Origin of the sequence: Synechococcus sp. 60AY4M2, from assembly GCF_002760375.1 — a bacterium.
In the GTDB taxonomy this organism is placed as follows: domain Bacteria; phylum Cyanobacteriota; class Cyanobacteriia; order Thermostichales; family Thermostichaceae; genus Thermostichus.
Map to the genome: position 1 here is coordinate 1525176 of NZ_AUMZ01000001.1, position 23099 is coordinate 1548274.

Here is a 23099-nt window from a genome sequence, read left to right on the forward strand (position 1 = left end):
GCAGATTGTTGCGGTAGGCAAATGTCAGGGTACCTCCCAGCCGGCAGCCTGTTTTACAAGGAGGATCCCATTGAAAAGTATGGGCAAAGACTTTGTTGGGGCTTGGTTCTGCCCAGTTGGTAGTTCCGTAAGAACCCTGGAGATTGCTCCAAATGGTGGCCGGGATCTCTGACTGCAAAGGAACAGCAGGGCTGGGTGGCGGAGCCTGCAGCCTTACCGATTGCAACTGCATAGGCTGAGAACAGGGGAGTTTGGGCAACGGTCTTGAGGAAGGGAGAATAGGGATCTGGCGGAACAGCTCATCGAGATCCCCAGTTTGGGGAACGGGCGAGGGTGCGGCTCCTGGAGACCTAGGCCTTGCGGGCACAGCCGGCCTCGGAGCTTGCGCTACTGGGAAATGCTCCCAAAACGGATCTCCGCCCGCAGCAATTGAAGAAGAGCTATAACTCCAAAAACTAGAAAAAGAGAGTAGAGCCAGTATCCCTAGACCCAGGCCTGTTTTTTTCATTGACGTTCTCCAGGAAACCTTCTACCAACAAAGACTTTTCAGGGAAGAGTAAGTTCCCGATGTGTCCCGATTTCTTGTAAACTTTTATCGACCTAGGCATTACTCTTAAAGATACGTCTCTCAAACTTCAGCCCCATCCAGATCACTCCGATCCCACAGGCCACCAACACTGCCGACTTGGCCAAGAGGCCGGTCTCGTACTCGAAAAAGCGGGTCAGCACCACCAAGGTCAGGCCCAATAGCCCCTGCCAGAAGCGCCCCCGTCGCCCTTGCTGCAGACCTTCCCAGCAGAGGATCACCGACAATCCCACCAGCAGCAGGGTCAGGAGCCAGGGGGCAACAAAGGCCAGGGCCACCCTTGAGGTCAAGTTCCCAGAAACAGCCGCACGGATCGCCAGCAAAAGGGCCAGGGCAGCCAGGGAGATGAGAACCAGAGCGTCCTTCAGCCAGGCAGAAACGGGCTGGGAACTCTTTGCCTGCCAGCCCTGCCACCAGCTCCAACCGGCTAGCAATAGCAATCCTGCTGCCGACAGGCCCGCCCAGGGATCCCCAGCTTGGAACAAGGGCAGGGGTTTGGGATCCCAGTCCCAGGCGTCACGAAAGCTCCAAATGTAGAGCAAGAAGCCCAACCCCAGCAAAGCCAGCCCCTCCGCCGTCGGGATCAGATCCAAGCCCTGCTCCTGCTCGCCACCCTGGCCCTCTTCTCCGGTCCAGATCCGGCTTAGCCAGTGCCCATGGCGTTGGTGCCCGACTCCCAGCCCCCAGACGACGGCAAGGCCAAGCAGCAGCCAGAGGGTCCAGCTGTCCCAGCGCTCTGCCAACCTTTGTAGCGCCAGGCCGAAGTTCACCAGCGCCAAAGCCAAGATCCAGCGGGAGCGGCACCCATAGGCAAGAGGCAGCAACAGGCCCAGGGCCAGCCAGGGGTAGAGGGGATCCAGAGCCGAGCCGATCCCTCCTTCCCAGACGGCAGTCATTCCAGCCAGGGCAAACAAAAGACAGGCCAAGACGCCACTGGGGGTGTGGACCAAGCTGTAGGCCACGGCCAAGCTGCCCAGCCCCCAGCCCAAAAACAAGCCCGCCAGGGATCCCCCGATTTGAACCCACTGGGCCATCAGGCCAATGGCGGCCCCCAAAGACAGCTCGCCGGCCATCAACAAAGCGCTGCCTAAGCGCGGGGATCCCTGCTGCCAGAGCCGCAAGCCGGCCACCTGCAGCCCCACCATGAGGGCCAGGGATCCCAAGGCTCGGGCCGAGCGGGGAATGGCGTCCCAGTTGGCGGCCACGAAGGAGATCACCCCCAAGCCCACCAGCACGGCGCCCAACAGCAGCAGCAACAGGGCAAAGCGGCTGCCAGCTGTTCGCGGCAAGCTGTCCAGTTGGTAGTGCTCGCGCAGGCGATCCCGCTGCGCCGGCTGGATGAGCCCCTGCTCCACCCAGGTGTCCAACAGGTCGGCCAGTTGGCGGCGGAAGCGCTCGTCAGGGCCGGGGGGGCGGGGAGAAGTCATGGCACCCTCACCCCCTGCCCCTCTCCCGCGCTGCAGGAGAGGGGAGATTGGGATCAGTAGCCTGGAGCACTCGCTGCAGCACCTCTTGGTAGCCGGCTGCCGGATCGCCGAGATCAAAGCGAAAAAGGTCTTTATCCAGCACCCGCGGCTCGGTCCCTTGGAGATCCCACAGGCGGCAGGTGTCGGGGCTGATCTCGTCCGCCAGCCAAATCTGCCCTTCCTCGTCCAGGCCAAACTCCAGCTTAAAGTCCACCAGCTCCAGCCGGCAGCGCCGCCAGAAGTTGCCAAGGTGAGTGTTGACTGCCAAAGCCAGGGATCCCAGTTTCTCCACCTGCTCCGGCGTGGCCAGGTGCAACAGGCGGATGTGGTCGGGAGTGACCAGGGGATCTCCCAAGGCGTCGTTTTTGTAGTAGAACTCCACCAGGGGTGGCTCGATGGGCAGGCCCTGCTCCAGGCCTAAGCGCTGGCAGAGGCTGCCGGCAGTGCGGTTGCGCACCACCACTTCCAAAGGCAGGATCTGTAGGGCGCGCACCTGCATCTCACGGGGGCCGGTCTGGCTCAAGAAGTGGTTGCGAATACCCTGCTGCGCCAGGTAGGCAAACACCCGGCTAGAGACGGTGCAGTTGACTTCTCCTTTGCCGGGGATGGATCCCCGCTTTTGGGCATTAAAAGCCGTGGCGTCGTCTTTGTATTGGCAGAGGTAAACCTGGGGATCGGCGGTGCGGTAGACCCGTTTGGCTTTGCCCTCGTAAAGGAGTTCTTGGGGCGTGGGCGAGGATGGCATAAGCAACCCCTAATATCCGGTCAGCCGTCCGCGGATCCCTTGCCAAAGGGTAATGGCCAGGATGCGCAGATCCAGCCACAGGGACCAGTTTTGCACATAGTAGAGATCATACTGGGTGCGGCGGGCGATGCTGGTGTCTCCCCGCAGGCCGTGGATCTGAGCCCAGCCGGTGAGGCCGCTTTTGACCAAATGCCGATCCAGATACTTGGGGATCTCCTGGCTAAATTGCTCGACAAAGTAGGGCCGCTCCGGGCGGGGGCCCACCAAGCTCATTTCCCCCTTCAAAACGTTCCAAAGCTGGGGCAGCTCATCCAGGTTGGTGCGGCGCAAAAAGGCTCCTATCTTGGTTCGGCGCGGATCCCCGGGGCGCGTCCAGCGCGGCTGGCCGGGTGCTTCAGCATCCACCCGCATGGTGCGGAACTTGGCAATCCAAAAGCGACGCCCATCCAAGCTCACCCGCTCCTGCCAATACAGGATGGGGCCGGGGCTGCTGCAGGCCACCAGCACGGCGATGACCACAAACAGGGGGCTGAGCAACAGTAAGCCCAGGGAAGCTCCCAAGATGTCCATAGCTCGCTTGAGGAAACGGTTGTGGGCGTAGCGCAAAGGGGGGTGGCGCAGCGTCAGCAGCGGGATCCCGTCCAGAGAGTGGAACTGCAGGTTAACCGTTAAGAAGCCAAGAATATCTGGCACCAGGCGCACCTGCACCGACAGAGCCTGCAAAGTAAGAAGCAGGGGCGCGTTGGCCAGCTCCGGCTGCCCAAACCACACCTCTTGGATCTCAGGGTGAGCTTGCACATAGGCCACCAGATGAGCGGGATCCAGGCGCTCCAGCTTTTGCAGAGGCCCCGCTTCTGGCGCCGAGGGATCCCCGGCCACGGCCCAAGCCTTGATCTCAAACCCCAAAGCCGGGCAGCGCTCTAGCCGCTCCAGCACCTCGGCCAACAGCAAGCCGGATCCCACCCAGATCACCCGTCGCCGCCCCTGGCCGCGGGCATACAGCCAGCCCATGCCCAGCCGCAGCGCTAACCGCATCCCCGTCAGGCCGAGCAGGGCCAGCAGGCCGGCATAGCCCACTACCAAGCGCGACAGCGAGACAGAGCGCACGAAGAAGGCCCCTGCCAACACCAGGCCAAAGGTCACCCCCAGCCCCAGCAGCAAACTGGCCCATTCCTCAAAGCGGGATAGGCGCTTCGATTCGCCATATCCGCCCAAACCGGCCTGAACGCCCCAGTAGCTGAGAACGGTCAGCAATCCCAGGCCGGCATAAACATCCCACGGCAAAAGCTGGTGAGGGCGCAAGCTGCGCAGCCAGTAACCTGCCCCAAAGGCCAACCAAATACAAAGGCCATCCCCGAAGCAAGCTAGGGGCACCCACAGACGATGCGGATCCAAGCGAAGGGCGTAGCTGCGCAAAGGTTCCGTCTCCCTGGTGCGAAAGGACTCCGTCCCGCTAGCGCGATCGGCCAAGAGCTATCTCCTCCAAAAACGAAGACTGGGAACAATCTTATGAAAAGATTATCCCCTTGAGGCTGCAAGGACTCCGTCTCGCTAGCGCGATCGGCCAAGTTGACTCAAAAAACTGGTAATAACGGCGAGAAGTTGAGGATTAAGAGGCTCAGTTTCCCAGAGGAGCAATTTTCAAAGGGCTCCGTCCCGCTGCCGCAATAGGGCTGGCTACCGCCAACAACGACAGGCCAAAGAGCAACGAAAACTTGGGGATCAAATAGGCTTCCGCGGCAAAAATCTCTGCTAGAAGTTGATTGAGCCAAAGGGGCGGCATTTTCAAGTCTGGACTTTCCCGCAGGCGAAGTATTTTCTGGGCTAGGCGGATCCCTGCTGCCAGAGGGAAGAGAAAGCTGTTGAAAAAGGTAAAGGTATGAATTTGCAAGCCGGCGCTCTTGAGTAAGGAGAGAAGTTGTGCCGCTGTGTAGCGTCTCTTGTGGTGATTGAGCTCGTCATGGGCGCTCCACAGCCAGGGATAAGCCGGCACCGTGATCACCATGTAGCCAGATGGCTTTAACCTCTGGATGAGGGCTTCCAGAGCTGCTGTGTCTTCGTCTAAATGTTCCAGAACGTCCAGCAGAGCAATTAAATCAAATTGTTGAGAGCCAAAAGGGATCCGATGCGGCAATTCGCCTTCTTCCACAATCGCAATGCCACGAGCCCGGGCCAAAGGCAATGCTATTTCGCTTCTTTCCATGGCCCAGACTTGGCCAAACTGAGACAACATTTCCAGGTTGCCACCGCTGCCACATCCCGCTTCCAAGATACAAGCTGAGGGAGGAAGAGGGATCCCTGCAATAACCCGGCTGAGAATCTGTCGGCGGCCCACAAACCACCAATGTCGATCCTCTAGGCCTGCCATTTGTTCATAAGCTTTGGGATCCATAGTCGTCCCCAATGGTTGGGAACTTGTTAGGGAGAAAGCCTGGCCTTGCCCCAGCGGTTTTGGCGGTACCAGGCGGCCACATGGGGGCACCAAGCCTCGAAGTGGGGCCACATCAACTCGCACAGCTCGCGGATCTCCCGCTGGGCATCCTCCTTAGCCCGCAAATCCAGAAAGTGCATCAAGCTGCGGCAATTAAAAGACACTACAAAATGTTGGCGGATCCCGTAGCCGATGATGTTACGAGCATCCTCATAGGGCACCCCACACTCTTCGACCAGGCGATAATAGGCAATGGCCTGGCTGCGATACTGCTCAAGAATGATGTTTAGGGCCTCGGGAGAGATGGGCTTGAAGCCTTGGCGGGTTTTGGCTTTGCCTTCCTTGACGCTGGCGGGAACGTAAAATAGAGTTTCCAACTCTTGCAAAGCTAACTCTGCCCCGGTTTTGTCGGCAAAAGCAGAAGTTTCGTCCCAGCCCCCCGTATACGGGGGGCTGGGGGGCTGGTTGGGGGGGCCGGGCGGGGGGTTGGGGGGCGTTCTCCGGGGCCCAGACAAGAGTCTTTTGCCCAAATCGGCAATTTGCTGGCCTGTATATCGAAAAGATTGAACGTCGAAAGAAATTCCCACCCGATGAGTACGGGCCTGTTGCATGACAGCATGGGGAAAATAGCCTACCCCAAACGTGATCTGAGGGTGCTCCAGCGGCCCATAGTGGCCACGGTTGCCCTCCAGCAGATGCCGCACCACGGCCTCGCCATATTTTTCCGGGATCCGGCTCTCTGGGGTAACAAAATCAGGGCTGTGATCTTGGTGCATCGCCTGGTAGATCACCCGTTCGGGATCTGGGGTTTGGCTGAGCACCACCACTTGAAATAAGGCATCCACGGGCTGTGTCCCCAAAGCTAGAGACGACTGGCTAGTCTCACAGTATAGAGAGGATCAAGCCGCAAGCAGCCTTGCTATAGGAGCCTACGAGCCCGCGTTTCCTCTGCCAGCACCAAGTTTAGGCCCGGATTGCTGCGCATCAGCCCCGCCACGTAAAGGGTATAGACTTTCCCTGCCTCTAACTGGAGGTCAAACCGTTGCAAGGGAATGCTCCGGCCAGGAGACGACTGCCCACCTGGCGCGGGGGCTGAAGGAGCTATGGCCACCTGAATTTGGGTAAAGCCGGGTCGCATGGCTTGAAAGGTGGAAACTTGCCCGAAGGCCAACTGAGGTATCAGCACCCGCCCTTGCTCCCCCTGCCATTGCAGGGCCGGCGCATCAGGGGCAGCGTGAACAAACCGAACCAGGGCTTGGTCAAACAGCGAGTTGATGTTGTCTTCCAAAACTAAGGCCGTCACGCGATTGGGCTCGTCAGCAGCCACCACCGAGAACACTCCCCCGCCTCTGAGGTTGGCCACAGTTCTGGCCGCAACCGTTCGCGCTAGCGGAACGGAGTCCTTAAAACTCGCGGGCTGGCCAGGGCTGGTCGTCTCAGGGGTTGAAAACAAAACAATGTCGTACTCGCCCGCCGGCATACGCACGTACTCGCTCACCGAGCCATAGGCTACACCTTGAGCAGCCCTTACCCCCCCCACTTCCAAGTCGATCCGAGGGGCATTGGGGGCCACATGCACCAAGCGCACCTGGATCTCAGAAACTCCCGCGGATGCCGAAGGCATCGGGATGGCACAGCCGGACAAAAGCCCCGGCATTAAAGCCCCGCCCACCACGCAGAGGACTGCGCTCACCCACTGTCGCACCATGTTTACACTCACTCCTACTCCTCACACCCAGGGTTCATAAGGGAGATCGAGCGGAAGAGCCCTCTCGCTCCCCAAAAGTTCGGGTTAGCGCAAGGGATCCCATCCTGCTGACGCCAAAGAACCTGCTTTTGTCTTACTCCACCTTTGCGCCCAATGCCATAAGCTGGCTAGGACTTGCCCGACTCCCTAGATTGGGATCCCAGCGCTGGGATCGGGGACGGCTAGTGGAGAAGAGCGGCGGCTGAAGAGCCGGAAATAGGTGCTGACGGCCAACTCTTTCAGCGGGAAAAGTAGGTAGGTGAGGGGATTGATAGTGACGATGATGTTGCGGCAGTCGCGTTTGGCCTGGGCCAGGATTTGGGCGGCCACCCAATCCCCCGACATAACTCCAATCGGGTTGAGCTGGCTCTTGAAAGGGCCAAGGATAAGCTTGCGCACCACGCAGGGAGCATCGAGACGGCGCAGGGTCACCAGGTCGCCCAGTGCCCGTTTGGAGAGCTCGTAGAGGGGGCTAAAAGCAGGGCTGGCCTCGGCTTCGGAGGTGTTCACCCAGACCTCTTTGGTGGCCATTTCCCGATTGCCGCGCACCGTCTGGAAAAATAGCTCCATCAGGCGCCATGCCGAGAAGGTGTTGACGGCATAGGACTGGCGAACCGATTCGGGATCCCGTTGCCTATGGACGTTTAGGCCGTGGTTGATTACCAGGATATCGACCTCCTCCAGGAGCTCGGCCAGGGATCCCTCCTGCCCCACCTGCCAGCGAACAGTCGGCACCGGCTGAAGTTGTCCGTCCACTTCGATGGAAACCGAATCCGCATGGGAGCTGAGGGCGATGACTTGGGCCCCATGGCGGGAAAAGTGCTTCAAGAGGGCCCGGCCCAGGGTGCCAGAGGCGCCAGTGATGGCCACGCGCTTGCCTTTAAAAGAGAGACTGCTGCCCATGATCCGATCCAGCAAGGTTAGGGTGCCGCAGAAGTAGGCGTTGGTGTCGTCAAAGTGGTGCCGCCAGTGGTAGGCGCGGTTGACATGCCACTGGCTGGGAGGAGTAGGGAAAGGCCCCGGCTGGTGGGTAATATCCGTTTGCAGAGCTAGCCCGCAGCCCCGCAGCAGGCCAGCAGCTAAGAAACTGGCCGAGTAGACCACTCCCACCGCCGCTGCCAGGCCGTACAGCCAGGATCCCTGTCCCAACAGCACCACCCAAGGGATCCCGGCCAGGATCATCGTCGCCGCTTCGGGGACATCGTGGTGCCACTGGGATTCTCGGTACAGCTTCGGGTCTACCACGCTGAGATCGGGGCGAAACAGGCGGTGGTGCAGAGTGTGCTTGGGCATCAGCCAGGGCCACTGGTGGGCCAGCCAATGGCGCCCATCCCGCACAACCTCGGCCCAAAGGACGGAAGCCAGGGCAACGACCCCAACCCCCAGCCACTGAGTTACGCTGCTAACATCCATAGGGCTTTGCCGGCAGTAGCCAAACCATCCTGGGCTCGCGGTCGCCTCTTGGCATCAATCTCAAAGCAGTTGGCGACCCTCAAAAATCATCGCAAAGATCCCTGAAAAGATCATCCCAGGCCGCAAGCAAGACGGCCAACGGCAGCTTTTGGGATCCCAGGAGCATGGTCTCAACCTCTTCTGCAAGCTTGTCTTCCCTCACCCCCAGCCCCTTTCCCAGCCCTCACCCCCAGCCCCTCTCCCAAAGGGAGAGGGGAGATAGAGATCAAGGGGCGGAGCTGGGAAGCTCGCGGATCTCAACCGTATCTCCCACTTGCAAACCTAAGGCCGCCGCCGTCCCGCCGCGGAATTCCAGCACGCCATCTACCAACTGGTCAGAGGGTGGCCCATAGACGGGGCAGGGTTGGGCGGGGCAACCGGGCACATCGGCAGCGATGTACACCACCTGGCCTTGGCGGAGAAAGATAATGTCCAGGTTGAGCAGGGTGTTAAACATCCAGAAGGCAGCCGGCTGGGGCGGGTCGAAGGGAAACCACATGCCGCGATCAGGCGGCAAATCGGTGCGAAACATCAGGCCCAGCCGCTGTTGCTCAGGGGTGCGGGCCACTTCCAGCTCAAAGCGCCGGCCAGCGATGGTGACTTCTGCTGCCACCGGCAGGTGCTGGGGCTCTCCTTTGGCCGAGGTCGCGTTGGCAACGGCTGCCGTCTCCTGGGCTTCTAAAGATGAGGATCCCCCAGCAGTACATCCCAGCAGCAGAGCCAGGCCTAAGGCAATCCCGCCCGCTGTGGCAACCCGGCGAGAGCGCCGCCCCTCCCTTGCCCGCAAACTCATCCCTTGTCTCCTGCCGAGCTAGCTGTGCAGGCTTGATCCTACCCTGCTCTTTAGGTTGAAGAGGGAGGGGATCCGTAGCCAGTTTGGCCGGGATCTCCTGCGGGCTTTGGCCTGTCGATCTCTCCTCAAGCGCAAAGAGCCATCCACCCCCAACCCGATACCATAGCCATAGAGTCTATCTATCGTTCCCCACCCGGCCAGGAGAGACCCCATGAAAGACCTTTTGAGCAGATCCTCGCTGAGCCGGAGCTCGCTTCTGGCTCTGTTTGGCCTATTGCTTTTGGGTCTCTGGCCCGCACAGGGGATGGGATCCCAGGAGGCCCCGGTGCGGATCCCGTTTGAGCCGACCGTGACCTATGGGGAAGGCTATGGAGAAGAGGCTGTGGCCCAACAAGCCCAAAGTCGCTTTGCGCTAAAGCTGTTTGATCGCCTGCTCCAGCAGCAGCCGCAAGAGAACCTCTTTTTCTCTCCTTTGAGCATTCACTTGGCTCTGAGCATGCTGTACAACGGCGCCGCTGGGGAAACGCAGGCGGCCATGGCCGAGGTGCTGGAGGCCCAAGACCTCTCCCTCCATGAGTTGAACTGGACCAATGCCCAGATGGCGCGCTGGCTGGTGGAGCGATCCCAAGCAGAAGGGCCGATCCAGGTGCAAATTGCCAACGGCCTTTGGGTCGATCAAACCCTCACCCTGCGGCCTCCCTTTTTGCAGGCGCTGGCCACCTATTACCAAGCAGTGGCCAATCGGGTGGAGCTGGGATCCCGCCAGACGGTGCAGGCGATTAACCGTTGGGTAGCCGAGCGCACCCAGGGCCAGATCGACCGCATCGTGGATCGCCTCAGCCGGGAAGACAGGCTGGTTTTGCTCAACGCCATTTACTTCAAGGGAGAGTGGACCCAACCCTTCGATCCGGCCCTGACAGAGCCCCAGCCCTTTACCCGCCCAGATGGCCGCCGTGTCCAAGTGCCGCTGATGGCCCAATCCGGTCGCTACGGCTACCGGGAGACCGAGCAGCTCCAGGTGGTGCGCCTGCCCTATGGGGAAGGGGAACTGGCTATGGTGATCCTGCTGCCCAAGCCAGGGGTGAGCCTGGAAGCCCTGCGACAGGAGCTCAGCCCAGAAACTTGGCAAGAATGGACGGGATCCCTGCCCACCCGCCCCGGCTCGCTGTGGCTCCCCAAGTTTAAGCTGGCCTACGAAACCGATCTGGTGCCGGCTTTGCAACAGTTGGGCCTGGGGATCGCCTTTTCCCCTCAGGCCGATTTCAGCCAGATGACCCCAGAGCCGACGCAGGTCAGTAGAGTCTTGCACAAGGCGGCCATCGAAGTAGATGAAAAGGGATCCGGGGCGGCAGCCGCCACCGGGGTCATCGTCTCCCGCACCGCCAGCGACCGGCAAGAGCCCTTCCAGTTCGTAGCAGATCGCCCCTTCTGGTTTGCCATTGTGGCCTCCGGAGCCAACCGGGAGGCGCAAACTGTGCTGTTTATGGGATCCGTAGTCAACCCCAAGTAGAGGGCTGTAGCTCTGCTGGAACCTCCGGCTTGGGCGCCCCCTCCTTTTCCACAAGCAACTGGGCACGGCTGGGACGGCCCCACAGCACCTGCTCCTGCTGGTAAACCACCATGCCGGGTGGGGATCCCTTGGGTTTGAAGACGCACTTAGGGCGGGTATACACCACCGGTACCTGGTCGCTGAAGCGACCGCGGCTAAAATACGCCGCCAGATCGGCAGCCGCCTGCAGATCTTCACTTTCGGCCACCGCGCCCGGAGGCAGGCGCAACAGCACGTGGCTACCGGGGATCTCTTGGGCGTGAAACCACCAATCTTGGTCTTGGGCCACGCGGAAGGTCAGCCGATCATTTTGCCAGTTGTTGCGCCCCACCCAGATGGAGAAGCCGCTGGGGCTAGTGAAGCGATAGGGGTTGAAGCTGGCTGAAGAGGCCCGTCTGGATCCCTCTGCCCGGCTGGGGCTCTCTAGGTAGCCTTGTTGAATCAGCTCGGTCTCAACTTCTCGAAGGGCGGCCAAGTCCTGGGGATCCCGATAGGTTCCCAGATGCTGCAGGGTCGCTTCCACCTGCTCCAGGTAGCGGATCTCTTGCGCTACAGCTTCTAGCAAGGGCTGGACGGCCTCCTGGGCTCGTTTTTGTTTGCGGTGCTTGCGGTAGTAGGCCTGGGCGTTGAGAACAGCGTTTTTCTCCGGATCCAGCGGGATCTTGACCATCTGGCCGCTAAAAAAGTCTGGCAGCTCCATCAAGCTCAGCCCTGGCCGCCAGAGGTGGAGATGGGCCATGAGCAGATCGGCAGCCTGCTTGGAGGCTTCCGCTTGGGCCGAGTCGGCCAGCATCCTCTCGAAGTGCTCTTGCCGCTGGCGGAGTTTTTTCAGCAGGGCAGCCAGCTTTTGCCCCAGGCGCTGCCGCTCTCGCTCAAAGCGTTCGCGGTTGAGCTGGGCTTGGTAGTAGGCTTCCAGGAGCTGATGCAAGTTGGGTGTAGAGGGATCCCCGCCAGAGCCCCTCCAGCCGAGAACAGTGTACCCCTGGGGGGTAAGGGCCGGCTTAAACTGAGCCGTTTCCAGGCGGGCCAGCCAGTCCTGCCACCAAAAAAACAGGGCCTGCCACTCCTGGGGCGAGAGTTGGTTGGTGGGGGTTTGGGGTGGGATCCCGGCCTGCAGGCACATGGCCTCTGCCAAATGCCGGCTCAGGCCGCGGTAGCAGCGCAGCAGCCGCTGAGCAATGGGGCCAGGGATTAGGGCAAGACGCTCTTGCCACTGGGAGAAGGGCTCGGCTCGCTGGGGGATGGGATCGCTGAGGGCAGGGGGAGCTTCGTAAAGTAGACCCGGCTGCACCGGCCGTACCCGCGACTGTCGCTCGCTTACCCCGTGGCCGCAGGCCAAGATCATGCCCCCCTCGTCCACCAAGATGGCGTTGCTGTACTTGCCCATCACTTCCAGATAAAGGTGGCGTTGAGGGGGATCCGCGGGGCGAGGGGCAAAGCGAAAGTCAATCACCCGCTCCCACTCGTCCAGCAGCGCCAGCTCCGTCAGCGCCAAACCCCGCAGGTGCCGTTGCAGGTGTTGGCTAAAGGGCAAGTCCTCTGCTTCCTTGGGGGGAGCCTGACAGAGGTGAACTCGGGCCGCCTGAGGATGCCAAGACAGTAGCAAGCAAGGACGCGCCTTGAGGGTGCGCAGGCCAATCACCACCGTCCACAGATCCGTCTGCTGGATCCACTCCACGCGGGCAGGCAGCAAGGGATCCCCCCCGGCCTCAGCCCCTTTTAGATCTGCCAGCACAGCACGGAGGGTGGTCAGGTCAACCGGTTGCATCCCTGCTGCTCCTTGGGATCGGGCAACGCCTGGGGAACTGAACGAGGGCCTCCTTCCATTATCTGCCGCTCCCCTAGCTGGCGCTGGCAACAAAAAGACTCCGCCCAATCGACTTGAGCGGCAACCAAGGGGCTGCATTGGGGCAAGAGGCTTGGTACTTCCACCTTTGGGCTTTTTGGCCCAGGTGCCTTCAATTCTCAGGCAGAAACCCCGAGCTGCCTAGTCCTCGTCTTCATCGTCATATTCTTCATCATCGTACTCCTCCTCTTCCACTACCTCGTCCAGATCGAGCAGCACAGCATTGAGTTGGTCGAACAGGGCTGGCGAGTCCTCTGGGTTCAGTAGGTAGGGATCCCCCTCGTCAGGCAGGGCCACGTAGACCAGAACTGGGTCGAGGGGCGTAAAGATGCCGTATTTCTTGTCTTTGTAGAAGAAGGTAGCCAGCAGTTGGAATTCCTGGGCATCTTCCTCGCTTTCGCCCAGCTCGAACACATCTTCCTCTTCAACAGGGGGCAACTCTCCCTGCACCGTCAGGATGTCGAAGCCGTTTTGCTGCAGAGTCAAGTTCAACTCCTCCAAGACGGCCTGGATGGTGGGGATAGCAGCCTGGAGCTCCTCTGGATCCGGCTCATCCAGGATCCCTTCCATGTCCGCATCTCCGTTCACCGCTTGGCCGGGCTCTTCTTCCCCCTCCCAAACCAGAACTTTGATCACGGCGTCCACGGGCGTGGCCAGTGCATAGGCTTGTTCCTCAATGACCACCTGCCTCAGGATCTCGCATTTCAGAGGCTGGTTCTGCTCGTCGCGGAGCACTAAGGTTTCGCGGGATTCGGCCATGGAAAGCAACCCAGGGTAGGAAAATGAGGTCAACCCAAGCTTATTCTCCCATGTTCTGATCCCCCGCAGAACTCAGGGATCCTCGTCGGCACTGCCGGCTTCGGCCTGGGCCAGGGCTTCCAGAGCCAGCAGGATCTCCTCTTCTCGCTGGCTATAGGTCTCTTCATCGATCTCCCCCAGATCGAGCTGAATCTGGAGAGCGGTGAGTTCTTTCTGGAGGTTTTCTTTGCTGTCGAGTTGTGCCTCGGCCCGCTCGCGAATCTGCTCCGCCAACCACAGCAAGCTCTGGGCCGGCCACGTCAGCAATTGCCAAACCATCCCCGCGCCTCTCCCGTGATTTAGGTCAATCCTAACAAGCGGATCCCACCTCCGCCTAAAGCCCGATAACCGATGCTCAGACCCTCCCAAAGGTGGCGCCATAGACCCGAAACAGAGGGATCCCTGCCGCTGGACTCTGCTGCTGGTTGCCGTTGCTGATACATTTACGCTGAACACTGCTGAACATCACTGTTCAACTATGCAGCGATAGCATTCTGCTTGTTTCCATTCGCGTTAGCGGGACGGAGTCCAAACAGAATGGCGGTATCCCGCAAAGCTTTGAGTAGAATACCCAAAGCGCAGTTTCCGTGTCGTCTTACTACCAATTTTCTGCTTTGCTTTGGCTACCATGTTGGCAGACTCGAAAGTAAACAGAAAGATCAACTGGTAGTAATCCGTACTGAACATATTATACATTATTTTCAGTATAGTTGAGCTTATTATTGACTAGAGTCATGCTCCTGTTCCAGCAACTCCAGCAGGTGGGTGTTGTTGGCTGCCCTGGCTGCTTCTAGACGATGGGCCAGAGAGACAGCGATGTTCCGCCGATGGCGGGCCAGAAAGCTAGCTCCACTCGCTTCAGCAGTTGCGCTCATAGAAAATAGAAAAAGGCCGAGGCAGTTGAACGGGCTATGGAGGTGTTGAGACGAGTGGGGATCGCCGAGCAAGCCGAGAAGTATCCTGGTCAACTTTCGGGGAGGCAGCAGCAGCGGGTGGCGATTGCCCGCGCTTTGGCCATAAATCCGGCGGTGATGCTCTTCGATGAGCCCACCTCGGCCTTGGATCCGGAGATGGTCAAAGAGGTGCTGGACGTGATGCGGGAGCTGGCCCGCTCGGGCATGACCATGGTGTGTGTAACCCACGAGATGGGCTTTGCCCGCGAGGTGGCGGATCGGATTGTCTTCTTCGACCGCGGCAAGATCGTGGAAGAAAACACCCCCCAAGAGTTTTTCAGCAACCCCAAGGAAGAGCGTTCTCGCCTTTTCTTGTCGCAGATCCTTTCCCACTAAGGGGCTGCGCTTAGAGAGGCGCAAGCCGTGCCAGAAAGGCCCCCTCCGGCTCTTGGTAGAGAATTTGTCCCTGCCAGCCGTTGGCGTGGGCACAGCGCAGCAGGGTTTCCGGATCCACAAACAGCCAGGGAAAGGGATCCCCGCGCTGCCCGCCGTACTCGGCCACAAAGTTCACCACCCTGGCTTTTGCCTCGCCCGCTGTTCTGCAGTCTCTCCCCTTCTCCCGATCCTCGGCTTCAGAATTAGCTGAACTTTCTACCTGCGGCAGATCCGCCGCGTCGCCCTCTTCACTGAGATCGGCTAGATCGGTGGAATCCACAAGCAACTGGCCGGTGGGCTGAACCCAGTGGCGGGCCAAGCTTAAAAAGCGCTCCAACCCCGCCAGGGATCCCACCAGGCCGGCGCCGTTCATCAGCAGCAGCAGCGTATCGAAGGGCTCTTCCGGCCCCTCCCAGTGGAACAGGTCGGCGGCGATGCGGCAATGCACCCCCCGTTCGGCCATGATCTGCAACGCCACCGGCGAGCGATCCAGGGCGGCTACGGCAAACCCCTCCTCCTGCAACAGCAGGCTGTGGCGGCCCGTGCCGGCGCCAATGTCCAGCACCCGACCGCGGCAGAGCTCTAAGGCCAGGGCCTCCACCTCCGGCAGCTCTTGGGTGAAGAACACCTCCGGCGAGACCACCTGGGGCTCCTCTGCCAGCGGGATCCCCTCGGCGCTGTAGGCGTGCAAGAGCAGGGATCCCCTCGCCTGGCCCCGGTGCCAGTCCCACAGGGCTTGCTCGAGCGGATCCTGAGGCAAAGGGTTTTCGACAACCTCTATCATGGGACTCTATCATGGGAAGGGAAAGCTAGAGTCTTGCCCCAATGGCCATTGCCGCATTTCTTTACGCTGCCGCTTTGGTTCTTTTGCTGATCGCAGGAGTCGTTTGGGCCACCTCTCAGCCGGCTAACTTGGAGACCGAGCCACAGGCCGGCGCACCTCCAGAAGAGCCCCCGGCAACCCCATCTGTTCCTGTTTCCATTGTGGAGCAACTGGAGCGCCAATACCGCAACAGCCCTTCCTACCGTCCCGATCCTTAGCGTATGCTTCAAGAAAGTTCTTGAAGATCCTTGAAGAGGGGGGGTCCAAGAGCTTCCTGAAGGCGTGAGCGGTACCCCTGCTGTCCGGATTCTGCTGTTCTCTTCCTTGGGGCCCATGGCTGCGAAGTCTCCACCCCCTATCGTCTACATTGCCCTAGGGCTATTGCTCCTCTGGGGTGGTCATCGCGCCTGGCAGGCGGGCTACATCCGCTGGCCAGAAGGGATCCCTCTGCCAGGGTTGGGCGGTAGGGCCCAAGATCTGCTCTTAACCAGCGGCGAGCGCACCCTGTTTGCCGATAGCAGTCCCGCCGCCGTGGCTGCAGCAGAGCTGTTGCGCCAGGGCAATTTCGGCGCGGCGATCCCGCTCCTAGAGATGGGGCTACAGAACAACCGCAACGACCCGGAAGCTCGCATTTTCCTCAACAACGCCCGCGCCCAGCAGCAGGGCAACCCCTTGAGCATAGCCGTGGTGGTGCCCATCTCCAGCAACCCCAACCGCGCCAAGGAGACCCTGCGCGGCGTGGCCCAGGCCCAAGAGGAGCTATTTCAGCAAGGGGGTATTGCAGGGCGGCTGCTGCGGGTGGTGATTGCCGACGACGGGGATAACCCAGAGCGAGCGGCGGCAGTGGCCAAAGCCCTGGTGGGCCAGCCCGAGATCCTGGGGGTGATCGGCCACAACGCCAGCGATGCCACCCTGGCGGCGGCTGAGATCTATCAGTCTGCCGGCCTGGCCATGATCTCCTCCACCTCCACCAGCACCCGCATCAGCCTGCTGGGGAACGCCATCTTTCGCACCGTCCCCTCCGACCAGATTGCTGGCACGCAACTGGCCCGCTATGTCCTTAACAAACTGCGCCTGCAGAGGGTGGCCATCTTCTACAACCCCAACAGCGCCTACAGCACCAGCCTGCGCGACGCCTTTGCCGCTACCCTGACCAGCGAAGGGGGCGTTGTGCTGGCGACCTTCGACCTGTCGGCAGCCGATTTCAACCCCCAGGCCAGCCTGCAGACAGCTCTGGGGCAGGGATCTCAGGCGGCTTTCTTGGCGCCCACGGCTTCCGTGGCCGAAAAAGCGCTGGCCGTTGCCCGCGAGAACGCTGCCCTTGGCCAGCCCCTCGCCCTGGTGGGGGGGGATGTGCTGTTTAGTCTCACCACCCTCAAGGAAGGGGGGGCAGCAGTAGAGGGGCTGGTGGTGGCGGTGCCCTGGCATCCCGACGTGCCCCGCAACCGCGGCTTTGCCCAGAAGGCAGCCCAGATGTGGGGAGGGCAGGTGAGTTGGCGCACGGCACTGGCCTACGACGCCACCCGTGTTTTTCTCCAGGCTATTCGGCAGGGATCCCCCAGCCGCAGCGGCATTCTCACTGCCCTGGGCGACCCCAACTTCCGCTTGCCAGACGGCGCTTCCGGGGAGGTGCGCTTTTTGCCCTCCGGCGACCGCGATGCTCCCCATGTGCTGGTGCGCATTGAACGGGGCAACCGCTCCGGCACCGGCTACGATTTTGTGCCCCTCCCCTAGGGCAGGCGCTACAGTAGGGGGTGCTCTCCATCTCCTCAGCTTGGACAGATCCCATGCCCAGCCGGATCACCGCGTGTTTTCAGGCGCTGCGCAGCCGCGGCGAAGCCGCCCTCATCCCCTACCTCACCGCCGGGGATCCCAACTTGGAAACCACCTTTGCGGCCCTGCAAGTTTTGGAGGAGAACGGCGCCGACCTCATCGAGTTGGGGGTGCCCTATTCGGATCCCCTGGCCGATGGGCCGGTGATCCAGGCAGCAGCCACCCGCGCCCTCAGCCGGGGCGTCACCTTGGGCGACATCTTGCAGGGCTTGCGGGGCCTCTCGCTGCGGGCTCCCCTCGTCCTGTTCACCTACTACAACCCCATCCACCAGCTCGGCATCCCCACCTTTGTGCGGCAACTGCGCCAGGCCGGCTGTGCCGGCTTGGTCGTCCCCGACCTGCCCCTGGAAGAGGCCGGATCCCTGCGGGAAGCAACGCAGGCGGAGGGGATCGACCTCATCCTGCTGGTGGCCCCCACCAGCCCCGCCGAGCGAATGCGCCGTATTGCCCAACAGTCCAGCGGCTTTATCTACCTGGTCAGCACCACCGGCGTCACCGGCGAACGGGCCACCCTGGAGCAGCGGATCCCGGCCTTGCTGCAGCAACTGCGCCAATACACCTCCCTGCCGATTGGGGTAGGCTTCGGCATCTCCACCCCCGACCAGGCCCGCCAGATTGCTCTCTGGGGAGCGGATGCGGCGATCGTGGGCAGTGCCTTTGTGCAACGGCTGGCCAAGGCCCCCACCCCCGCCCAAGGGCTGCAACAAATTGCCCACTTCTGCCGGGATCTCAAAGCTGCCCTGCAAGGCATAGGTACCCCGCAACATTGACTGCTGCAGTGTGTGGGCAAGAGGCTTGCCTTTATCTCAAAACAAGTGAAACGAATGTTTACATTTTTTTACTGCCCTCGCCGACCAGTTTCTGGCCTGCTGACCCAACAGAGCCAGAGGATTGGCGGCCAAGCAGACACTCTGGTGCCTGTTTATTTGTAAATCTTCACAAAACACTCATCCCTCCCACGCTATAAAATTGACCTGGATGCTCGGCTGTCTGAAAGTCGCAGAGGTTCTTGACCTGTCTCAAAATCTGGGGCTTCGGTGGGGGTAGTTTTGAGCAACCCGCTCCACAGGATCCCCGGTTTTTGGGCAAGGAGGATCCCGCAAACAACAGAGTTTGGGATCCCACTTTTGAGAGGTTCAGCCAGTCGCCCATCGCTTTTTGGAAAGACCAGAAGGAGATCCATCATGCAAGACGCCTTTACCCGGGTGATCGCTCAGGCAGATGCACGCGGTGCCTTTTTAAGTGATCAAGACTTCGACCGTCTGGCGGCTTTGGTGGCAGAAGGCAACAAACGCCTGGATGCTGTCAACCGCATGACCAGCAACGCCGCCCAAATCGTAACCAACGCGGCTCGTTCCCTGTTTGCCCAGGAGCCGGATCTGATCGCCCCTGGCGGTAATGCCTACACCAACCGTCGCATGGCCGCCTGCCTGCGGGACATGGAGATCATCTTGCGCTACATCACCTACGCCACCTTGGCGGGGGATAGCTCGGTGCTGGAAGATCGCTGCCTCAACGGCCTGCGGGAGACCTACATTGCGCTGGGGGTGCCCACCAGCTCCATGGCCAACGCCATTGCGGCCATGAAGAAGGAAGCCCTGGCCAAGATCATGGATCCGAACGGCATCACCCCTGGCGACTGCTCGGCGCTGCAAAGCGAGGTGGCCAGCTACTTCGACAAGGCGGCTGCCGCCATTGTTTAAGTTAAAAGCGGTCGTCCCTCTTTAAAGCTCCGTGAGATCGCCTAGATCCCTTTTTTCCGACAGGCAGACAGGCATTCCCAACTTGGAGGAGTGCCGGCTGCTCAACTAAGACTTTTGCTAACAGTCAACGCATTTAGGAGTTGCAAGGTGAAAACTGTCATTACCGAAGCGATTGCCGCTGCTGACAATCAAGGGCGTTTTCTCAATGCCAGCGAGCTGCAGGCCGTTAATGGTCGTTACCAGCGCGCTGCTGCCTCTCTGGAAGCGGCCCGTGTCTTGACCCAAAACCAACAAACGCTGGTGCGCGAAGCGGTGCAGGAAGTGTTCAAGCGCTTCCCCTACCTGACCCAGCCGGGCGAAATGGGTCACGGCGATGTGTTTCAGGCCAAGTGTGCCCGCGACATTGGCTACTACCTGCGCTTTATCACCTACTCGCTGGTTGCAGGCGGCACGGGCCCCCTCGATGAATACCTGGTGGCGGGCCTGCGGGAGGTGAACCGCTCCTTTAACCTCTCCCCGAGCTGGTACATTGTAGCTCTGCAGCACATGAAGAGCCGTGCTCTGGGCATGCTGAAGGGCCAAGCGGCGAACGAAGCAGCCATTTACTTCGACTACGCCATCAACGCCCTTAGCTAAGGGATGCCAGAGTAGAGATCCCGTTTTTGGGGGAGCGATCTCTTTCTTCGTCTTCCAATTGAGTGCCCCTACAGAGCAGGCAGCAGCCCAAGTGGAGCTGAGCTGGTCGTTTCCAGGTTTTCGGCGCCGCGGCTCTCTTCGAGCCAGCTAGGTTGTCTGCCTGCTTCCCAAGCTTTTGTGCCTGGGTACAGTTCTGCCTCTAGAGGTGGCTTTTGCGGCCTCTCTGGCGGTCAGGAGGTCTTCGTGCCCAGGTGCCGCACAAAGTTGAACTCGACTCGGGGGAAAACGATGTTTGGTCAAAGCACCAGCGGCCCTGAAACTTTGACGGAAGCCGGCAGCCGGGTTTACAAGGTTGAGTACACTGGCCTGCTCAACCCACCCGATGCTCTGGCCACCTCGGCTAAGGTGCGTCGCAGTACCATGAGCATCACAGTTCCTTACAGCCGGCTGTCCACGGAGATGCAGCGCATTCTGCGGATGGGCGGCAAAATCGTGCAGGTCACTGCTCTATCGGCGGCCCCTGCCCAGAGCAACGGCGCTGCTGAGTAAGGGATCCCTCTGCTCAACGGCAGTCATCGGCAAGGTGGCCTCGATTCCATGGACGGCTCTGCAAGGGTTCCCATGACATCCAACACGGCGGTGCTGCCCCAGCCGCTCACCTGGGAGCAGGCGATAGCGCGGCTGCAGGGGGATGACCCGCAAGATCGGTACTATGCCGCTTGGTACTTGGGCACGGTTCGGGATCCGCGGGGGGTAGAGCCACTGCTGTTGGCGTTGCGAGATGAGCGGGATCGCACCGCCTTGGGGGGCTACCCGCTACGGCGCAATGCGGCCAAAGCCCTTGGGCAAATTGGCGACGTGCGGGCCGTGCCCGGCCTGATCGAGGCCCTTGGCTGTAGCGATCTGCATGTGCGGGAAGAGGCTGCCTATGCCCTGGCCCAGTTGGGAGACCGGCGGGCGGTGGCTCCCTTGCTGGCCTTGCTGCAGTCGCGGGAGCAGGAGCAGCCCTGGGAAGCCTTCATCGAGGCGCTGGGCCAGCTCAACGCCACCGAGGCCGAGGCGGCGATTCGGCCTTTCTTAAGCCACCCCTCGGAGCGGGTGCGTTCGGCAGCCGCTTGGGTGCTCTATCGCTTTACACAAGCCGAGGAGCTGACCCAAGTTCTGGTGGCGCTGCTGGCCCACCCCAATTTCAGCCTGCGCCAGGCGGCCCTTTTCGATCTGGCAGAATCCGGCTGGGTGGCAGGGGCGCCGCTGTTGGCGACAGCCGATGTGGCGCTTAACCTGCGCATCAATGCTCTGAAGCGACTGTTCGACGTGGCGCTGCAGTTAGGGCGAGTGCCGCCGGATCGGGTGGCAGCAGCGATCATCCCGCAACTGGACAGGCTGTTCTAGACGTGAAAGGGCTTGGGGCTCTCCCCCCCTATTGGCTCGCTTGGATGTTTCGTTAGTTTTTTACTTACCTTGGCCTCTGGGTTGTCTATGTCCTCTTCCTCGGCTGCGCAAGTGCTTCCCGCTGCTGTGGCTCAACTGGCCGCTGAACTGGAACAGGCCACCTCAGCGGAAGAACTGTTGCGGGTGGTGAGAGCGCTGGGATCCTTGGGCCACGTGGAAGGGATCCCCCTGCTCATTCGCGCCTTTGGCTTCAACCGCCCTGCCGTGGGGGAGGCCGCGCTGGAAGAGGTGTTGCGCTTTGGGGAGGCGGCGGTAGGGCCTTTGCTGGCCAACATCGATGGCTTCGACTATGGGGCGCGCGCCTATTCGGTGCGGGCGTTGGCCCGTATCGGCCACGGCGATGCCTACCCCTTTTTGGCGGAAGCCATTGTGGCGGACTTCGCCCCCAGCGTGCGGCGAGCGGCGGCCCGTGGGCTGGGACAGGTAGCGGCACGGCGGCCCCTCTCCGATCAAGAGCGAGCCTTGCACCTGTTGCGGCAATGCCTGGGCGACGCCGACTGGGGAGTTCGCTATGCCGCCGTCGGATCCCTGACGGATTTGGCTCGGCTGGGAGAGGCGTCCCTGCGATCTGCCGTCGAGGCAGCCCTGCAAATGGCCTTGCAGGATGCGGATCCCTTGATTCCCCTACGCGCCCGCCTAAGCCAGCAGGAGCTGGCTGCTGATCCATAACCCCTGCCATTTTGTTGTTTCGTTTCCTCAGGAGCATAACCTATGACTCTTCCGCTGCTTGCCGATCGCCCCACCACGCAAAGCGTGCGGGTGGAGCGCTACTTTGTACCCAGCGACGAAACCCCGCCCGCCTATCGCCCCGACGACCCGACGGGCATCGAAAATGTCATCCGCGCCGCCTACCGGCAGATCTTCAGCGAACACCTGATGCTGGAGAGCTACCGGCAAAAAGCGCTGGAGTCCCAGCTGCGCAACGGGGCGATCTCGGTGAAGGAGTTTATCCGTGGCCTGGGCAAGTCGGAGGTGTACCGGGATCTGGTCATGGTTCCTAACGACAACTACCGCTTCGTCGAGATCACCTTCCAGCGCTTCCTGGGCCGGCCCACCTACAGCCAGCAGGAGCGCATCAAGTACTCCATCATCCTGGCCACCCGCGGTCTGAACGGCTTTATCGACGCCGTTGTCGACAGTGAGGAGTACAACGCCGCCTTCGGGGACGATGTGGTGCCTTACCAGCGCCGCCGCCTTTCCGAGAAGCCGACCAACTTGCTCAACCCCCGCTACGGGGCGCGGTGGCGGGATGTTTCCGGCGTGAAGCGCTCGACGCGGGAAGTGGTGCGCACCTACCGGATTACTCGGCCTCCCAAGCCCGGGGATCCGGAAAACTTCCTCAACATGGCCCGCATGCTCAATCCCAAGCCGGCAGCGCGGCAAAACATCAGCGTCTTCGATCTGAAGATCCCCGACATGACCACCAACCGCCGCTGAGGGTTGGGCCTCCTACCCACTGCGCCCTTGCCAAGCTCTCAAGCCGATCATCCGACGCCGTTCGGGTGGATCGGCTCTTCGGCTTGGTTGGGGCAAGATTCGTTATAATCTGGGTGATGCTTCTTAACACTTGGGTTACATGAACAATCCAGTTGTGCGGGCTTTTTTTGTCGGCAAGGCGGTGGCCGACGTGCTGCGAGAGCGCCTGGAGAGCACCCTTGCCGACCTTGCCGGGGAAGTGGGCAAGGTGTGGGCGGAGCTCCAAGAGGGCTGGCAGACCTTTGCCCAGGATGTCATGGCCCGGGCTGAGGCGGAAGCATCGCTAGCTGCCCAGGAAATGGCGGCACCCCCCTTCAAGGCAGAAGACCTGCAGGCAACCCTAGACGACCTGCGGGCAGAGGTGGCGCAGTTGCGCTCCGAATTGCAGAAGTATCGGAGTCGAAACGCTTGAACGCCAGCACACTCCCATCCCGA

Annotated in this window: 24 protein-coding genes and 2 pseudogenes; 12 read left to right on the forward strand and 14 right to left on the reverse strand. The window is 60.9% G+C overall.

The genetic code is table 11. The features are described from left to right. Positions 1–600: 600 nt before the first annotated feature. From SYN60AY4M2_RS06650 to SYN60AY4M2_RS06685, 8 genes are all read right to left on the reverse strand, one after another. On the reverse strand, positions 601–2013 hold the full coding sequence (locus SYN60AY4M2_RS06650) for a DUF2157 domain-containing protein (RefSeq protein ID WP_099812563.1): 1413 nt from the start codon (positions 2011–2013) through the stop codon (positions 601–603). Positions 2014–2020: 7 nt separating this feature from the next. Further along, the gene (gene purC / locus SYN60AY4M2_RS06655; RefSeq protein WP_099812564.1) at positions 2021–2797 is read right to left on the reverse strand and encodes a phosphoribosylaminoimidazolesuccinocarboxamide synthase; all 777 of its coding nucleotides are present in this window, start codon (positions 2795–2797) and stop codon (positions 2021–2023) included. 9 nt (positions 2798–2806) lie between these two features. After that, on the reverse strand, positions 2807–4267 hold the full coding sequence (locus SYN60AY4M2_RS06660) for a sugar transferase (RefSeq protein WP_099812565.1): 1461 nt from the start codon (positions 4265–4267) through the stop codon (positions 2807–2809). Between the two features lie 148 nt (positions 4268–4415). Beyond that, the gene (locus tag SYN60AY4M2_RS06665; RefSeq protein ID WP_240527758.1) at positions 4416–5189 is read right to left on the reverse strand and encodes a class I SAM-dependent methyltransferase; all 774 of its coding nucleotides are present in this window, start codon (positions 5187–5189) and stop codon (positions 4416–4418) included. Positions 5190–5215: 26 nt separating this feature from the next. Beyond that, positions 5216–6073 (reverse strand): FAD-dependent thymidylate synthase, encoded by an 858-nt coding sequence (locus SYN60AY4M2_RS06670; protein ID WP_011429152.1) that lies wholly within the window; start codon positions 6071–6073, stop codon positions 5216–5218. 74 nt (positions 6074–6147) lie between these two features. Beyond that, positions 6148–6948 carry a DUF4397 domain-containing protein gene (locus SYN60AY4M2_RS06675; RefSeq protein WP_228375396.1) on the reverse strand — a complete coding sequence of 267 codons (801 nt, stop codon included), beginning with the start codon at positions 6946–6948 and terminating at the stop codon, positions 6148–6150. Positions 6949–7122: 174 nt separating this feature from the next. Beyond that, positions 7123–8388, reverse strand: a complete 1266-nt coding sequence (locus SYN60AY4M2_RS06680) for a bifunctional sterol desaturase/short chain dehydrogenase (RefSeq protein ID WP_099812567.1) — start codon at positions 8386–8388, stop codon at positions 7123–7125. 265 nt (positions 8389–8653) lie between these two features. Further along, positions 8654–9220, reverse strand: a complete 567-nt coding sequence (locus SYN60AY4M2_RS06685) for a DUF192 domain-containing protein (protein WP_099812568.1) — start codon at positions 9218–9220, stop codon at positions 8654–8656. A 211-nt stretch (positions 9221–9431) separates the two neighbouring features. Here SYN60AY4M2_RS06685 and SYN60AY4M2_RS06690 point away from each other — a divergent pair, with 211 nt between their 5' ends. After that, positions 9432–10730, forward strand: a complete 1299-nt coding sequence (locus tag SYN60AY4M2_RS06690) for a serpin family protein (RefSeq protein WP_099812569.1) — start codon at positions 9432–9434, stop codon at positions 10728–10730. Here SYN60AY4M2_RS06690 and SYN60AY4M2_RS06695 read toward each other — a convergent pair. The 5 genes and pseudogenes from SYN60AY4M2_RS06695 to SYN60AY4M2_RS14070 form a co-directional block, all read right to left on the reverse strand. Then, positions 10717–12537: an NFACT RNA binding domain-containing protein gene (locus SYN60AY4M2_RS06695; RefSeq protein WP_099812570.1), complete on the reverse strand. Its 1821-nt coding sequence runs from the start codon at positions 12535–12537 to the stop codon at positions 10717–10719. The two genes, SYN60AY4M2_RS06690 and SYN60AY4M2_RS06695, sit on opposite strands and share 14 nt — an antisense overlap. A gap of 219 nt (positions 12538–12756) precedes the next feature. Then, entirely contained in the window at positions 12757–13374 is a 618-nt protein-coding gene (locus SYN60AY4M2_RS06700) for a DUF3727 domain-containing protein (RefSeq protein WP_011429146.1), read from the reverse strand. Between the two features lie 72 nt (positions 13375–13446). Then, complete coding sequence (locus SYN60AY4M2_RS06705) at positions 13447–13692, reverse strand: gas vesicle protein GvpG (protein ID WP_011429145.1); 246 nt, start codon at positions 13690–13692, stop codon at positions 13447–13449. 197 nt (positions 13693–13889) lie between these two features. Beyond that, positions 13890–14097, reverse strand: a pseudogene (locus tag SYN60AY4M2_RS14745) (hypothetical protein); the annotation flags it as partial. A 35-nt stretch (positions 14098–14132) separates the two neighbouring features. Beyond that, complete coding sequence (locus tag SYN60AY4M2_RS14070; RefSeq protein ID WP_168173320.1) at positions 14133–14288, reverse strand: hypothetical protein; 156 nt, start codon at positions 14286–14288, stop codon at positions 14133–14135. 9 nt (positions 14289–14297) lie between these two features. On the opposite strand from SYN60AY4M2_RS14070, the pseudogene SYN60AY4M2_RS06715 reads away from it, so the two are divergent. Beyond that, positions 14298–14702: pseudogene (locus SYN60AY4M2_RS06715) on the forward strand (ATP-binding cassette domain-containing protein); the annotation flags it as partial. Between the two features lie 10 nt (positions 14703–14712). Here SYN60AY4M2_RS06715 and SYN60AY4M2_RS06720 read toward each other — a convergent pair. After that, positions 14713–15525 (reverse strand): class I SAM-dependent methyltransferase, encoded by an 813-nt coding sequence (locus tag SYN60AY4M2_RS06720; protein WP_011429142.1) that lies wholly within the window; start codon positions 15523–15525, stop codon positions 14713–14715. 41 nt (positions 15526–15566) lie between these two features. Here SYN60AY4M2_RS06720 and SYN60AY4M2_RS06725 point away from each other — a divergent pair, with 41 nt between their 5' ends. The 10 genes from SYN60AY4M2_RS06725 (at position 15567) to SYN60AY4M2_RS06770 (ending at position 23076) form a co-directional block, all read left to right on the forward strand. Then, positions 15567–15782: a hypothetical protein gene (locus SYN60AY4M2_RS06725; protein WP_011429140.1), complete on the forward strand. Its 216-nt coding sequence runs from the start codon at positions 15567–15569 to the stop codon at positions 15780–15782. 115 nt (positions 15783–15897) lie between these two features. Continuing rightward, the gene (locus SYN60AY4M2_RS06730; RefSeq protein ID WP_011429139.1) at positions 15898–17298 is read left to right on the forward strand and encodes an ABC transporter substrate-binding protein; all 1401 of its coding nucleotides are present in this window, start codon (positions 15898–15900) and stop codon (positions 17296–17298) included. 53 nt (positions 17299–17351) lie between these two features. Beyond that, positions 17352–18167, forward strand: coding sequence for a tryptophan synthase subunit alpha (gene trpA, locus SYN60AY4M2_RS06735; RefSeq protein WP_011429138.1), 816 nt, complete (start codon positions 17352–17354; stop codon positions 18165–18167). Between the two features lie 411 nt (positions 18168–18578). Further along, positions 18579–19100, forward strand: coding sequence for a phycocyanin subunit beta (locus tag SYN60AY4M2_RS06740; RefSeq protein ID WP_276307372.1), 522 nt, complete (start codon positions 18579–18581; stop codon positions 19098–19100). A 147-nt stretch (positions 19101–19247) separates the two neighbouring features. Then, positions 19248–19736, forward strand: a complete 489-nt coding sequence (locus SYN60AY4M2_RS06745) for a phycocyanin subunit alpha (RefSeq protein ID WP_011429135.1) — start codon at positions 19248–19250, stop codon at positions 19734–19736. Positions 19737–20024: 288 nt separating this feature from the next. Beyond that, positions 20025–20285, forward strand: a complete 261-nt coding sequence (locus SYN60AY4M2_RS06750) for a phycobilisome linker polypeptide (RefSeq protein ID WP_011429133.1) — start codon at positions 20025–20027, stop codon at positions 20283–20285. 72 nt (positions 20286–20357) lie between these two features. Then, on the forward strand, positions 20358–21128 hold the full coding sequence (locus SYN60AY4M2_RS06755) for a HEAT repeat domain-containing protein (RefSeq protein ID WP_228375394.1): 771 nt from the start codon (positions 20358–20360) through the stop codon (positions 21126–21128). 87 nt (positions 21129–21215) lie between these two features. Beyond that, complete coding sequence (locus SYN60AY4M2_RS06760; protein ID WP_099812571.1) at positions 21216–21857, forward strand: HEAT repeat domain-containing protein; 642 nt, start codon at positions 21216–21218, stop codon at positions 21855–21857. A gap of 42 nt (positions 21858–21899) precedes the next feature. Beyond that, positions 21900–22625: a phycobilisome rod-core linker polypeptide gene (locus tag SYN60AY4M2_RS06765; RefSeq protein ID WP_011429130.1), complete on the forward strand. Its 726-nt coding sequence runs from the start codon at positions 21900–21902 to the stop codon at positions 22623–22625. A gap of 139 nt (positions 22626–22764) precedes the next feature. After that, positions 22765–23076: a DUF6825 family protein gene (locus SYN60AY4M2_RS06770; RefSeq protein WP_011429129.1), complete on the forward strand. Its 312-nt coding sequence runs from the start codon at positions 22765–22767 to the stop codon at positions 23074–23076. Positions 23077–23099: the final 23 nt, after the last annotated feature.